Origin of the sequence: Pseudomonas aylmerensis (assembly GCF_001702265.1) — a bacterium.
In the GTDB taxonomy this organism is placed as follows: domain Bacteria; phylum Pseudomonadota; class Gammaproteobacteria; order Pseudomonadales; family Pseudomonadaceae; genus Aquipseudomonas; species Aquipseudomonas aylmerensis.
Genome location: NZ_MAUE01000048.1, coordinates 43,248 through 57,444 on the forward strand (window position 1 = coordinate 43,248; position 14,197 = coordinate 57,444).

The following is a 14,197-nucleotide window of genomic DNA, read 5'->3' on the forward strand; positions in this document are numbered from 1 at the left end:
ACCATGATCCCGACGCTGGACATCACCGAGCGTCCGGCCCCGGCCCCGCGTGCCAAGGTGGAAGCCGGCGTCAAGCTGCGCGGCGCCGAGAAGGTTGCACGCATCCCGGTCAAGATCATCCCGACCACCGAACTGCCGAAGAAGCCTGACTGGATTCGCGTGCGCATCCCGGTTTCGCCGGAAGTCGACCGTATCAAGGCCCTGCTGCGCAAACACAAGCTGCACAGCGTGTGCGAAGAAGCCTCCTGCCCGAACCTGGGTGAGTGCTTCTCCGGCGGCACCGCCACGTTCATGATCATGGGTGATATCTGCACCCGTCGTTGCCCGTTCTGCGACGTCGGCCACGGCCGGCCGAAGCCACTGGACGTCAACGAACCGGAAAGCCTGGCCATCGCCATCGCCGACCTGAAACTCAAGTACGTGGTGATCACCTCGGTAGACCGCGACGACCTGCGTGACGGCGGTGCCCAGCACTTTGCCGACTGCATCCGCGAAATCCGCAAACTGTCGCCGAACGTGATGCTCGAAACCCTGGTGCCCGACTACCGTGGCCGCATGGACGTAGCGCTGGAAATCACCGCTGCCGAGCCGCCGGATGTGTTCAACCACAACCTGGAAACCGTGCCACGCCTGTACAAGGCCGCGCGCCCGGGTTCGGACTACCAGTGGTCGCTGACCCTGCTGCAGAAATTCAAGCAGATGATGCCGCACATCCCGACCAAATCCGGCCTGATGCTGGGCTTGGGCGAGACTGACGACGAAGTGATCGAAGTCATGAAGCGCATGCGCGAACACGACATCGACATGCTGACCCTCGGCCAGTACCTGCAGCCGTCCCGCAGCCACTTGCCGGTCCAGCGCTTCGTGCACCCGGACACCTTCGCCTGGTTCGCCGAGGAAGGCTACAAGATGGGCTTCAAGAACGTCGCCTCGGGTCCGCTGGTACGTTCCTCGTACCACGCTGACGAACAGGCCAAGCTGGTCAAGGCCAGCCTGGTTTCGTAAGCCGGCCCCGATCCAATTGTAGAAGCCGGTTTGTGTGGGAGCTGGCTTGCCTGCGATAGCCTCACCTCGGTGCATCTGTTGCATCGAAGTGTCCGCATCGCCGGCAAGCCAGCTCCTACAGTTGTTTCTGCGTCACCGATACGGAGAGCATGGATGACCACTCAACTCGCGGCCGCCGTACCTGCTTTACGCAGTGAAGGCACCATCGCCCTGATCGCCCCCGCCGGCCCTGCCGCGCTGGACGTTGAAAAAGCCGGGCAATGGATGCGTGCCCGTGGCTACGACCTGCGAATCTTTCCCGGTGTGTATGAGCGCGACGGCTACCTGGCCGGCAGCGATGACGTGCGCCTGCATGACCTCCATACCGCCTTCGCCGACCCTGAAATCGATGCGATCTTCTGCCTGCGCGGAGGCTATGGCACGCCGCGCTTGCTCGATCGCCTGGATTTCGACCTGCTGCGCGCCAATCCTAAGCCGTTCGTGGGTTACAGCGACATCACCGCGGTGCACCTGGCGATCAGCCGCTACGCCGGTTTCGTGACCTTCCACGGGCCGATGCTCAATGCCGACCTGCTCGGCGACAAGCAACAACCCACCGAGTCTTCCTTGTTCAGCCTGCTGCGCGGCCAGCTGGGCAGCGGCAGCCTGTTGGCGCACCCGGTGGCGTACCCGTTGACCACGATTGAGCCTGGCATTGCGTGTGGGCGCTTGCTGGGTGGCAACCTGTCGATGATCGCCGCGGTCATGGGCACCCCGTTTGAAATCGACGCGCAGGGCATCATCCTGCTGATCGAGGACGTCAACGAGCCCATCTACCGCATCGACCGCCTGCTGACGCACCTGCGCCTGGCGGGCAAGCTTGCACAAGTGGCCGGTGTGCTGGTGGGGGATGTGGCGGGTGTGGACGCTGTGGCGCTGGAGCGCCTGCTTAAACAGACCTTCGCCCCATTGGGCATTCCGGTGTTGTCTGGCTGGCGCAGCGGGCATTGCGACCCGAACCTGACGCTGCCGATGGGCGCGCTGGTGCGGTTGGATGCGGGGGAGAAGCGGTTGGTGCTGGAGCAGGATGTCGTGCTCAAAGGCTGAGTTTGATGTTGCCTGTCACGCCGTCTTCGCAGGCAAGCCACACATTTGGAATGCACTCCCCTGTGGGAGCTGGCTTGCCTGCGATGGCGGTAGTTGCCTTACGACGCTCTATCGGGTCTGCATTGACTCCAGCAGTTTCACTGTCGGATAGCCAGCTCCACATTTGGAATGCATTCCCCCGTGGGAGCTGGCTTGCCTGCGATAGCGGTAGTTGCCTTACGACGCTCTACCGGTTCTGCAGCGACTCCAGCAGTTTTACCGTCGGATAGCCATCTGCCGGCCAGCCAGCTCCCACATTTGGAATGCATTCCCCCGTGGGAGCTGGCTTGCCTGCGATAGCGGTATTTGCCTTACGACGCCCTACCGGTTCTGCAGCGACTCCAGCAGTTTTACCGTCGGATAGCCATCCGCCGGCCAGCCCAGCGCCTGCTGCGCTGCACGAATCGCCTTGCGCGTGTTGGCGCCGATGATGCCGTCCGGGTTGCCGGCTTCATAGCCTTTGGCGCTCAGCGCCGTCTGCAGGTCTATGCGCTGGGAGCGACTCAGCGGCAGCTCATCCTTGGGCCAATCGCCACGAATCACGCCGCCGCCGGCGAAGCGCTCTGACAGCAGCCCCACCGCCAATGCATAGGACGACGAGTTGTTGTACTTGAGGATCGCGCGGAAGTTATCCAGCACCAGGAACGCCGGCCCACGGTAGCCGGCCGGCAGCAGCAGGGCGGCAGATAACGAGTCGACGTTCGGTGGCAGGCTCGCGCCAGGTGGCAACTGAATCCCCAACTTCAGCCAGTCGGCCACGCTTTTGCGGATGCCGCCATCAGCCAGTGCATAGTCGAAGTTCGCCGGCAATTGCTTGACTTCAAAGCCCCACGGCTGGCCTTTCTGCCAGCCGGAGCTTTGCAGGTAATGCGCGGTGGAGGCGAGGGCATCGGCCGGGCTGTTCCAGATGTCGCGGCGACCGTCGCCGTCGAAGTCCACGGCGTGGGTGTTGTAGGTCGTCGGGATGAACTGGGTCTGGCCCATGGCGCCGGCCCAGGAGCCTTTCATCTGGTCGGCCTGGATATCGCCGTGCTGGATGATCTGCAGCGCCGCGAGCAATTGCGCCTGGGCAAAGGCCGGGCGACGGCCTTCATAGGCGAGGGTCGCCAGGGAGCGGATCACGGAGTTGTTGCCCTGGAACTGGCCGAAGTTACTCTCCATGCCCCACACCGATACCAGTGCCTGACGGTCGACGCCGTAGCGTTGTTCGATGCTTTGCAGGGTGTCGGCGTACTTGATCAGCAGCGCCTGGCCATTGCGCACACGCACCGGCGACAGCGCGCCGTCGAGGTATTCCCACACTGGACGGGAAAATTCCGGCTGGCTGCGGTCGGCACGAATCACGGCCATGTCGGGGGTGACATTGGCGAAGGCATTGTCGAACACGGCGGCAGTGATGCCGGCCTGCAGGGCTTGCACACGGAAGCCAGCCTGCCATTCGGCAAAGGTCTGGGTCGGTTGGATATCGAGGTTGTCCACGGCCAGCGGGGCGACGACGGCGGGCGCTGCGACAGGGGCGGTCTGGAGCGTCGGCAGGGGCTGGGCGTCAGCAGCGGTGGGTTTTTCCGCGCAGGCGACAAGCAGAATGAGGCTGGAGGCAGCGATCAATTGGCGAAGGTGCCAACGACGGGAAAGACTAGAGGGCATGCACAGGTCCAGGGATTACAAATCAGGTGCAGACCTTATCATGCCAGAGGGGCGCTTGCCTTCAGGCAGCCAGAAAGTAAGAAGCCTCCCAGCTATTAGACTGGAAGGCTTCGCGGCGGTAGCTGCCTTTGCCCTTGCCGGCGCGTTCCTGACGGCTGCGGAACAGTGGCTGGGCGATGATGGATTTGGCCTTGTTGGGGCCATGCTTGGATGGCTTTTTGCTCATGGTCGGTACTCTCGTGGGGTGGGGCAACGGCGCAAATAATCTGCCGAAGTTGCGCCGCTGTAAAGCCCGCTGATATGTCAGACCGTACGCCATAACTTGTAGGAGCCTGCTTGCCGGCGATAGCGTTCTTGGCCTAGGGACTCATCGCCGGCCAGCCGGCGCCTGCAGGGCGCTGGGTTATTCGGCGGGCAATGTCAGCCGCTGGCCGGCCATCAACAGCGACAGGCGACTCAGGCTCATCCATGGCGAACCGGCCGCTTGGCCCTTGATCTGCGCATCGATGCGCTGCGCTTCCAGCAGCAGTTGCGCCCAGCGTTGCGCCGAGTGCCGTTGCAGGGCTTTGCTCATCAGGGGTTTGCGCTTGTCCCATACCGGCGGCCGGGCCTGGCTGAAGCATTTGTCCAGCGGCGTGCCCTGGCTGTATTGCAGGGAGATATTGGCCAGTACCCGCAGTTCGCGAGCCAGCGCCCAGAGAATCACCGGTGGCTCGACGCCTTCGCCGCGCAGGCCTTCGAGCATGCGCAGGGCGTGGGCAGGTTCACCGTTGAGGATCGCGTCCACCAGCCCGAACACGTCAAAACGCGCACTGTCGGCCACGGCGCCCTGGACGGTCTCGACGGTAATCTGCCCGTCTTCGGCCATCAGCTTGAGCTTCTCGATCTCCTGGGCGGCGGCAAGCAGGTTGCCTTCCACGCGGGCGGCGATCAGCTCCACGGCGTCCTGGGTCGCCGACAGGCCGGATTGGGACAGGCGCTGGCGAATCCATTGCGGCAACTGGTTGCTGTCCACCGGCCAGATCTGGATGAACTGGGTTTGCGCCCCTTCCACCAGGGCCTTGCCCCACTTGGTTTTCTGCGCGCTGCCGTCAAGCTTGGGCAGGCTGATCAACAGCACCGTGTCCTCGGCGGGGCGCGAGCAGTATTCCATCAGGGCGGCCGCGCCTTTGTCGCCGGGCTTGCCCGAAGGCAGGCGCAGTTCCAGCAGGCGCTTTTCGGCAAACAGCGACATGCTCGCGCCGGCTTGCAGCAACGTGCCCCAGTCGAAACTGGCGTCGGCGCTGAAGACCTGGCGTTCATCGAAGCCTTGCTGGCGTGCGGCGGTGCGAATCGCGTCGGCGGCTTCCTGGCACAGCAGCGGGTCATCACCGCTGACAATGTAGACAGGCGCGAGGCCACCTTGCAGGTGTTTGGCGAGTTGGGCGGGGGCGAGTTTCATAGGCAGGGCGAACGGGGCGCCTGGGGCGCCCCGTCGGGCTTACTCGACTGGGACTTCAACAGGCGACTGTTTCGGCGTGTTGTCTTCGTACTCTTGCGCCGCTTTCAGCGCGTCGGCATCGGCCTTGGCCTTGTCGTCAGCGCGTTGTTGCAAGGTCGCGAGTTGTTCCGGGGTGATCATCGACAGGCGCAGGACCATGCGCTGTACCAGCTCACGACGCATTTCCTTGCGCACCTGGATGATTTCGGAGTCCGAGCCCACGAGGTTGTTGCCGTCGTGGCTGACGATTTTCTGCACCTGGATATCGTCATTCATCAAGGGCAGGTGATCGCGACCCTGGACTTCAAAGCTGAGCACGGTGCTTAGTTCGATGTCAGAGGCACGGCCGGCGCTGGCGTAGCTCAGGTTGCGCTGGGTGTCTTTTTCATTGGCCAGGAACAGCTTGTAGGTCGCGCCGGTGTAGACGTGAACGCCGCTGTTTTCCAGGACCTGACGCAGCTGGGTGACGGTTTCGCTGTAGGCGTCGCGGGCACTGACGTCCAGTTCCTTGATCGCCAGTTCGTTGGTGCCGGTACCGCGCAGCTGGAAGCCGCAAGCGCTCAGCAGCACGGCGAGGCCCATAACCAGCAGGTTGCGTTTGATCATTTTGTTGCTCCCCTTGAAACCATGTGGGCCTTATCGAGGCCCTGAAGGCTTTGTTCGGCGCAGGGCTCAAGCCCTGCGCCCGATCCGATTAGCTAGCGACGATGTTGACCAGTTTGCCAGGCACCACGATCACTTTGCGGATCGTCAGGCCTTCGGTAAAGCGCAGCACGTTCTCGTTGACGCGTGCGACTGCTTCGACTTCCTCGCGAGTAGCGGTGGCTGGCATGTCGATCTGGCCACGCAGCTTGCCGTTGACCTGGATCACCAGCTGCAGCGTGTCCTGTACCAGGGCGCTGTCGTCCTGCACCGGCCAGCGCGCATCGATCACCGCGTCGCTGTGGCCCAGGCGGCTCCACAGGTCGTGGCTGATGTGCGGCGTGATCGGCGCGAGCAGCAGGGTGACTGTTTCCAGGCCTTCCTGTACCAGCGCGCGGTCCTGTTCGGTGGCCTGTGGGGCTTTTTCCAGCACGTTCATCAGCGTCATCACCTGGGCAATGGCGGTGTTGAACTTGTGGTTCTGGCCCACGTCCTGGCTGGCTTGCTTGATTGCCAGGTGGGTGCTGCGGCGAATGGCTTTCTGCTCGTCGCTCAGTGCTGCGACATCCAGCTTGCCCGGCAGGCCCTGGCTGATATGGGCATGCGCCAGGCGCCAGACGCGCTTGAGGAAACGGTGCGAACCTTCGACGCCGGAGTCGGACCATTCGGCGCTCATGTCGGGCGGCGAGGCGAACATCATGAACAGGCGGCAGGTGTCGGCGCCGAACTGGTCGATCATCGACTGGGGGTCGACGCCGTTGTTCTTCGACTTGGCCATCTTCTCGGTGCCACCGATTTCCACCGGCAGGCCGTCGGCGATCAGCTTGGCGCTGATGACCTTGGCTTTGCTGTCGCGCTCGAGCTCGACGTCGGCCGGATTGAACCAGGTGTAGGCGCCGTTGGCTTCGCGGCGATAGTAGGTCTCGGCGACCACCATGCCCTGGGTCAGCAGGTTCTTGAACGGTTCATCGGAGCTCACCAGGCCTTCGTCGCGCATCAGCTTGTGGAAGAAGCGCGCGTACAGCAGGTGAAGAATGGCGTGTTCGATACCGCCGATGTACTGGTCTACCGGCAGCCAGTGGTCGGCCGCGGATTTTTCCACCAGGCCGCCTTCATAGTGCGGCGAAGCGTAGCGTGCGTAGTACCACGAGGACTCGACGAAGGTGTCCATGGTGTCGGTTTCACGCTTGGCAGGCTGGCCGCATTTCGGGCAGCTGCACTCGTAGAACTCGGGCATGCGCGCCAGGGGCGAGCCAGCGCCATCCGGCACCACGTCTTCCGGCAGGACGACCGGCAGTTGGTCTTCCGGCACGGGGACGTCACCGCAGCTGTCGCAGTGGATGATCGGGATCGGGCAGCCCCAGTAGCGCTGGCGGCTGATGCCCCAGTCGCGCAGGCGGAACTGGGTGCGCGAGGCACCGAGGTTTTTCTTCACCAGTGCAACTTCGATCGCGTCGAAAGCGCCCTGGAAGTCCAGGCCGTCAAATTCACCGGAGTTGATCAGTGTGCCGTGCTCGCCGTAGGCGTCTTGCCACGGGGCCGGGTTGGTGTCGCCCGAGCTGGTGCGAACCACGGATTTGATCGGAAGGCTGTATTTGGTGGCGAACTCGAAATCGCGTTCGTCGTGGGCCGGTACTGCCATTACTGCGCCATCGCCGTAATGCATCAGCACGTAGTTGGCGACCCACACCGGCAGTTTTTCACCGGTCAGTGGGTGCTCGACGAACAGCCCGGTCGGCAGGCCTTTTTTCTCTTGGGTGGCGACGTCGGCTTCGGCCACGCTGCCGCCTTTGCATTCGGCGATGAACGCCTGCAGCTCAGGGTTGTTCTGTGCGGCCTGGGTGGCCAGCGGGTGCTCAGCGGCCACGGCGACGTAGGTCGCGCCCATCAGGGTGTCCGGACGGGTGGTGAAGACTTTGAGTGCGCCCGCTTCGCCGATCGAGTCGACGTTGTACGGGAACTGCACTTCCATGCCCTTGGACTTGCCGATCCAGTTGCGCTGCATGGTCTTGACCTGTTCAGGCCAGCCCGGCAAGTCGTCGAGGCTCGACAGCAGTTCATCCGCGTAGGCGGTGATCTTGAAGTAGTACATCGGGATTTCGCGCTTTTCGATCAGCGCGCCGGAGCGCCAGCCGCGACCGTCGATCACCTGCTCGTTGGCCAGTACGGTCTGGTCGAGCGGGTCCCAGTTCACGGTGCCGCTCTTCTTGTAGATCACACCTTTTTCGAACAGGCGCGTGAACAGCCATTGTTCCCAGCGGTAGTAATCCGGCTTGCAGGTGGTCACTTCGCGAGACCAGTCCACCGCCAGGCCCAGGCTGCGCAGCTGGGTCTTCATGTAGGCGATGTTTTCGTAGGTCCACTTGGCGGGCGCCACGTTGTTTTTCATCGCGGCGTTTTCTGCCGGCATGCCGAAGGCGTCCCAACCCATGGGCTGCAGGACGTTCTTGCCTTGCATGCGCTGGTAGCGCGAGATGACGTCGCCGATGGTGTAGTTACGCACGTGCCCCATGTGTAGCTTGCCGCTGGGGTAAGGGAACATCGATAGGCAGTAGTAAGTCTCCTTGCCTGGCTGTTCACTGACTTCAAAGGACTTTTGCTCGTCCCAGAAGGTTTGGGCGGCATTTTCTATTTCACGGGGCTGATATTGTTCGTGCATGGCTACTTTTGAACTGAATAGGGGTGGCCTAATCCTCTTCGGTGCACTGTCCGGGTTGTTCGACACCAAAAAGCGGCGCGTCCGTGCCCAAACCCTGCGGGAAGTGGAGTTACAGGAAGCGCCGTAGCATACATGACCCCACTCTATCGAGGGAAACCCTGATTGCGCAGGCAGGGCCGTCTGTCGCGGCGCCAGGCAGGTGCAGCCACTAGGACTACGCTGTTTATTGGGGAATGAGTCATATCTTCAATGAGGTGAGGGGATGGTTGAATCGCAGCGAATCGCAACGAAACCGGAAATCTACGAAGGACTGATCGACCGATTGGGTCGTGCATTGGATGCAGCGAGAACAGCGGGCCGATTGCGTGATGAACGGCCTGTCGAGTTGGAACTGCGCGGTCTGAGCCGCGCGGAGCTGGAACTGATCAAGGCTTATCTGGAACGAAACGGGCGCAGTGCGCCTCCTTGGGTAGCACCCCCGCCAGCCAAGGAACCCACGCACTCAGCCAAGGTGGTGTGGCTCAAGGACTTGTCGGCCGGTCGCGGCCCGGAAAAGCTCCGGTCCGTCCGCTACAAGTAGTTCATTCCCCCCTGAGCTGCGTTATCGCGTCATGTCAGCGTAAAGATTGTCGCTAAACCCCGTTACACCTTAGGCTTCGGGCATCTATGGAGATGCCCGATGCCTATTCGCTATTTCATTAAACAACTGCTCTTGCCGCCCGGCATCCTCTTGCTGTTGCTGGCGCTTGCCTGGTGGTTTCGTCGCAGCCGCCCACGCTTGGCCGGTGTCTGTTTTGCCCTCGGGTTGGGCGGCATGTGGTTGATCAGCCTGCCGGTGATGGTGGAGTGGGGCGCCCGTGCGCTGGAGACCGAACCGCCGCTGGCGCGGGAAGACTGGTCGACCCTGGCCCTGCGCGCCGATGCCATTGTGGTGCTGGGCTCGGGCCGCGAACGCGGTGACCCGGCATGGGGCGCCGATCAGCCGACCGGTATCGGCCTGGAGCGCCAGCGCTATGCCGCGCGCCTGGCCAAGGCATCCGGGTTGCCGGTGCTGACCTCCGGCGGCCTGCATTACGGCACGCCGCCCAGCGAGGCCGAGTTGATGGCGGTGTCGATGCACGACGACTTCGGCGTAACGGTGCGCTGGAAGGAAGAACGCAGCCGTACCACCTGGGAAAACGCGCAAATGAGTGCCGAGATATTGCTGCCCGAAGGCATCAAGCGCGTGGTGGTGGTGACCCAGGCCTGGCACATGCCGCGCTCGGTGTGGAGCTTTGAAAAGGCTGGCTTTACCGTGGTCCCGGCGCCGGTAGGCTTCCTGGGCGTGGACAATGCCCGGCCGCTGGGCGGCTGGATGCCGGAATTCAAGTCGGTGTGGCAGAGCGGACAGTTGATCAACGAGGCGGTAGGGCAGGTGGGTTATCGGTTGTTCTACCGCTAGCGCCGCCCTGCAAACGTGGGAGCGGGCTTGTTCGCGAAGGCGGTGTGTCAGTCAACGTAGCTGTTGGCTGAACTAACGCCTTCGCGAGCAAGCCCGCTCCCACATTGTTTTGTGGTGCCTGTCAGACCGTCTTGGCCATCCGGCTCGCCAGCAGCGCCCAGCCAAACAGCCCCAGGCATAGGATGATCAACGGCCACGAGCGCCATTGCAGGTACGGTGTGAGGTTGTGCATCGGCACCACTTCGCCGTAGAGAATGCCGCGCTCGAATTGCGGGATCTGTGCGGTGATCTGCCCGAACGGGTTGATCAGTCCGGTCACGCCGTTGTTGGTGGCGCGGATCATCCAGCGCCCCGCCTCCAGCGCGCGCATCTGCGCCATCTGCAGATGCTGCAGTGGGCCGATGGAGCGGCCAAACCAGGTGTCATTGCTGATGGTCAGCAGCAAGTCGCTCTGGGCCGACAGGCCGGCGGCAAATTCCGGGTATACCACTTCGTAGCACACGAACGGCGCTATCTGATAGCCCTTGGCTTGCAGCATCGCCTGGTCGGCGGGGCCGCGGGCGAAGTCCGACATCGGCAGGTCGAAGAAGGCGATCAGCCCGCGCAGCATGTCCTGCAGCGGTACATACTCGCCGAAGGGCACCAGCTTCTGCTTCAGGTAGGTGCCGTCGCCTTCACCCACCACGGTGACGCCATTGAAATAGCGCTTCTGGTGGTGCACTTCCTGGCGGATCGGAACGCCAGTGATCAGTGCGGTGTGCCGGTCGGCGGCGAATTTGCCCATCATCCCCAGATAGCCCTCGACGGACTCCTTGAGTACCGGCACGGCGGTTTCCGGCCACACCAGCAAGTCCACGGGCTTGGAGCTGAAGCTCATGTCGCGGTACAGCGCGAGCTGCGCATTGAGCTGCTCGGGGTCCCACTTCATGCTTTGTTCGACGTTGCCCTGGATGGCGGCCACGCTCAGTGGTGCGCCGGAAGGCGCAGTCCAGGCGTGATGCTTGAGGGCCAGGCCGATAGCCCAAGGGGCGACCAGCAAGACCAGGCCCGCGCCGATAAAGGCATTGCGCTTGCTCGCCAGCAGGCGAGGCAGGTTGCACAACAGGGCCGCCGTCAGCGCCAGGGCAAAGGAAATCAGCCAGATCCCGCCGACAGGGGCGAGGCCCGTCAGCGGGCCGTCGAGTTGGCTATACCCGGAATACAGCCACGGGAAGCCGGTGAGGAACCAGCCGCGAAAGGCTTCCTGGCCGACCCACAGTGCGGCAAACGTCAGGGCATCGGCCAGTGGCGCTTCATTGCGACGCAGCCAGCGCGCCCACAACCAGGCGGGCAAGGCGAAGAACCAGGCGATGGCGGCAGTGAACAGCAGCATCAGGAAGCCTGCCAGCAACACCGAGGCACCGCCGAAGTGGTGGATGCTGTAGTAGATCCAGCTGGTGCCGGCGCCAAACAGGCCGAAACCGAAACACCAGCCACGGCCCAAGGCCTGGCGTGGTGTCAGCTCCCGCAGACCGATATAGAACAGTCCGACTGCCAGTAGCGCAAACGGCCACAGATCGAACGGCGCCAGCGCCAGGGTGGTGATGGCACCGGCCGCCACGGCCAGCAGGTTACCGGGCCAGCCGGGTGCGATCATACGGCGCATGTCAGTCCTTAACGGGCAATAGGTGTCAGGCGAATCAAGTGAATCCGGCGGCTGTCGGCATTCAGGATGCGGAAGCGGTAGGCGCCGATCTCGGTGGTCTCGTTACGCTTGGGCAAGTGGCCAAACGCACTCATCACCAGGCCGCCGACGGTGTCGAACTCATCGTCGGAGAATTCGCTGTCGAAGAACTCGTTGAAGTTCTCGATCGGCGTCAGCGCCTTGACCAGGAAATCACCGCTGGGCAGCGGCTTGATGTAGCTGTCTTCTTCGACGTCGTGCTCGTCTTCGATGTCGCCGACGATTTGTTCCAGCACGTCTTCGATGGTCACCAGGCCCGCTACACCGCCGTATTCGTCGATCACAATGGCCATGTGATTGTGGTTGGCGCGGAACTCGCGCAACAGCACATTCAGGCGCTTGGATTCGGGCACGAAGGTGGCAGGACGCAGCAGGTCCTTGATGTTGAAGTTGTCGCCGTTCTCCTTGAGGATCAGCGGCAACAGGTCCTTGGCCAGCAGGACACCCATGACGTCGTCATGGCTTTCACCGATCACCGGGTAGCGCGAGTGCGCCGAGTCGATCACGGCCGGGAGGAATTCCCGCGGGGTCTGGGTCGCCTTGATGCTGATCATCTGCGAGCGCGGGACCATGATGTCCCGAACCTGCAGGTCAGCCACCTGGATGGCGCCTTCGACGATGGCCAGCGCTTCGCTGTCCAGCAACTTGTTCTGATGGGCCTCGCGCAGCAGCTCCAGCAGCTCCTGGCGGTTTTTCGGCTCGTGGGCAAAAGCCTGGGTCAGTTTACCCAGCCATGACTTCTGCCCGTTGCTCGATCGGTCTTCGCTCATAGCGATTACTCTAAATCCTTTGATGTTTCAGTTGAGTGTTGATCAGTTTTCGTCGTCTGCATACGGATCGCGGTGACCCAATTCTGCAAGCAACGTTCGTTCCAGTGCTTCCATTTCTTCGGCTTCGTCATCGTCTATATGGTCGTAACCCAAGAGATGCAAGCAGCCGTGGATGACTAGATGGGCCCAATGGGCTTCAAGTTCCTTGCCTTGCTCCTTTGCCTCGCGCTCGACCACTTCGACGCAGATCACCAGGTCGCCCAGCAGCGGGATATCCAGCAATTCGTCGGGGACGTCGGCGGGGAAGGACAGCACGTTGGTCGCGTAATCCTTCTGGCGCCAGGTGTGGTTCAGTTCGCGGCCTTCGGGCTCGTCCACCAGGCGGATGGTCAGCTCCGAATCGGCGGTGCGCTGGCGCAGGGCCAGGGCGCACCATTGACGGAACTGTTCTTCGCTGGGGGCGGGCGCTTCGGTGGCCAGTTGCAGGTCAAGCTCAAGCATCGCGGCGGCTGTCCTTGGCGGGTGCGTCATCGCGATGATCGAAGCGCTCGTAGGCTTCGACGATACGCTGCACCAGCGGGTGGCGGACCACGTCCTTGGGCATGAAGTGCGTGAAGCTGATACCCGGCACGTCCTTGAGCACCTCGATCACCTGGGCCAGGCCGGACTTGGTGCCCTTGGGCAGGTCGACCTGGGTGACGTCGCCGGTGATCACGGCGGTGGAGCCGAAACCGATGCGGGTGAGGAACATCTTCATCTGCTCGACCGTGGTGTTCTGGCTTTCGTCGAGGATGATGAAGCTGTTGTTCAGCGTACGACCACGCATGTAGGCGAGCGGGGCGATCTCGATCACTTGGCGTTCGATCAGCTTGGCCACGTATTCAAAGCCGAGCATCTCGTACAGCGCGTCGTAGAGCGGGCGCAGGTACGGGTCGATCTTCTGGGCCAGGTCGCCGGGCAGGAAGCCAAGCTTTTCGCCGGCCTCGACCGCCGGTCGCACCAGCAGGATGCGGCGCACTTGTTCACGCTCCAGGGCGTCAACGGCGCAGGCTACCGCCAGGTAGGTCTTGCCGGTACCGGCCGGGCCGATGCCGAAGTTGATGTCGTTGCCGAGGATTTCCTTGACGTAGCGCTGCTGATTCAAGCCGCGCGGGCGAATCATGCCTTTTTTGGTGCGCAGGGCCACGCTGGCTTCGGCCACAGGGTTGTTGGCCAGGTCTTCCACGGCCGATTCCTGCAGGTACAGGTGCACCGTTTCCGGCGACAGCTCACTGCCCTTGGTTTCACGGTAGAGACGGCGCAGCAGGTTTTCTGCGGACGTGGTGTGCTGGGGTTCACCAATGAGCTCGAACTGATTGCCGCGGTTGCGGATCTCGATGCTCAGGCGTTGTTCGATCAGGCGCAGGTGCTCGTCGAACTGTCCGCACAGATTGGCGAAACGGCGAGCCTCAAACGGCTCGAGGAGAAAACGATGGGGTTCTGCTATGGGTGCGTTCAAGGTTGCTTTTAGCCGCCCTTTGGCTGTTTAGGTGAAATAGAGGATAACGCCAGCCGCCGGTGTGCGAAAGCACTTATGTAGGCGGGGTCCACTCTCAGGAACCAAGGCGATCCCTGTGAGGGCTGGCTTGCCGGCGAAGGGGCGGCACATCCAAAAGAGATGCCGCCTGTTTCACCGCTATCGCCGGCAAGCCAGCGCCCACAGTTG

General features: G+C 62.6%; 13 protein-coding genes. 4 read left to right on the forward strand and 9 right to left on the reverse strand.

The window, feature by feature from the left end:
• Positions 1–3: 3 nt before the first annotated feature.
• On the forward strand, positions 4–1,005 hold the full coding sequence (gene lipA, locus BBG20_RS30475; RefSeq protein ID WP_162473202.1) for a lipoyl synthase: 1,002 nt from the start codon (positions 4–6) through the stop codon (positions 1,003–1,005).
• Between the two features lie 153 nt (positions 1,006–1,158).
• Entirely contained in the window at positions 1,159–2,091 is a 933-nt protein-coding gene (locus BBG20_RS30480; protein ID WP_065910081.1) for a S66 peptidase family protein, read from the forward strand.
• A 360-nt stretch (positions 2,092–2,451) separates the two neighbouring features.
• Here BBG20_RS30480 and BBG20_RS30485 read toward each other — a convergent pair whose 3' ends face one another.
• The 5 genes from BBG20_RS30485 to leuS form a co-directional block, all read right to left on the reverse strand.
• Positions 2,452–3,777 (reverse strand): lytic murein transglycosylase, encoded by a 1,326-nt coding sequence (locus tag BBG20_RS30485; RefSeq protein ID WP_065910083.1) that lies wholly within the window; start codon positions 3,775–3,777, stop codon positions 2,452–2,454.
• Between the two features lie 61 nt (positions 3,778–3,838).
• Positions 3,839–4,003 (reverse strand): alternative ribosome rescue factor ArfA, encoded by a 165-nt coding sequence (gene arfA, locus BBG20_RS30490; RefSeq protein WP_003176285.1) that lies wholly within the window; start codon positions 4,001–4,003, stop codon positions 3,839–3,841.
• A 177-nt stretch (positions 4,004–4,180) separates the two neighbouring features.
• A complete protein-coding gene (gene holA / locus BBG20_RS30495; RefSeq protein WP_065910085.1) occupies positions 4,181–5,218 on the reverse strand; it encodes a DNA polymerase III subunit delta in 1,038 nt (345 codons plus the stop codon).
• A gap of 39 nt (positions 5,219–5,257) precedes the next feature.
• Complete coding sequence (locus BBG20_RS30500) at positions 5,258–5,863, reverse strand: LPS-assembly lipoprotein LptE (protein WP_065910087.1); 606 nt, start codon at positions 5,861–5,863, stop codon at positions 5,258–5,260.
• Between the two features lie 88 nt (positions 5,864–5,951).
• Entirely contained in the window at positions 5,952–8,558 is a 2,607-nt protein-coding gene (gene leuS / locus BBG20_RS30505; protein ID WP_065910088.1) for a leucine--tRNA ligase, read from the reverse strand.
• A gap of 262 nt (positions 8,559–8,820) precedes the next feature.
• On the opposite strand from leuS, the gene BBG20_RS30510 reads away from it, so the two are divergent.
• Complete coding sequence (locus tag BBG20_RS30510) at positions 8,821–9,138, forward strand: hypothetical protein (protein ID WP_065910089.1); 318 nt, start codon at positions 8,821–8,823, stop codon at positions 9,136–9,138.
• Positions 9,139–9,237: 99 nt separating this feature from the next.
• Positions 9,238–9,999 (forward strand): YdcF family protein, encoded by a 762-nt coding sequence (locus BBG20_RS30515; RefSeq protein WP_065910091.1) that lies wholly within the window; start codon positions 9,238–9,240, stop codon positions 9,997–9,999.
• Between the two features lie 121 nt (positions 10,000–10,120).
• On the opposite strand, the gene lnt is transcribed toward BBG20_RS30515, so the two are convergent.
• Genes lnt through BBG20_RS30535 form a run of 4 tightly spaced genes read right to left on the reverse strand, consistent with a single transcriptional unit; the run spans position 10,121 to position 13,990 of the window.
• Positions 10,121–11,644 carry an apolipoprotein N-acyltransferase gene (gene lnt, locus BBG20_RS30520; protein WP_065910093.1) on the reverse strand — a complete coding sequence of 508 codons (1,524 nt, stop codon included), beginning with the start codon at positions 11,642–11,644 and terminating at the stop codon, positions 10,121–10,123.
• 8 nt (positions 11,645–11,652) lie between these two features.
• Positions 11,653–12,492 (reverse strand): HlyC/CorC family transporter, encoded by an 840-nt coding sequence (locus BBG20_RS30525; protein ID WP_015373027.1) that lies wholly within the window; start codon positions 12,490–12,492, stop codon positions 11,653–11,655.
• Between the two features lie 42 nt (positions 12,493–12,534).
• Complete coding sequence (ybeY, locus tag BBG20_RS30530) at positions 12,535–12,993, reverse strand: rRNA maturation RNase YbeY (RefSeq protein WP_065910095.1); 459 nt, start codon at positions 12,991–12,993, stop codon at positions 12,535–12,537.
• On the reverse strand, positions 12,986–13,990 hold the full coding sequence (locus tag BBG20_RS30535; RefSeq protein ID WP_065910097.1) for a PhoH family protein: 1,005 nt from the start codon (positions 13,988–13,990) through the stop codon (positions 12,986–12,988). Before BBG20_RS30535 ends, ybeY begins: the two co-directional genes overlap by 8 nt.
• Positions 13,991–14,197: the final 207 nt, after the last annotated feature.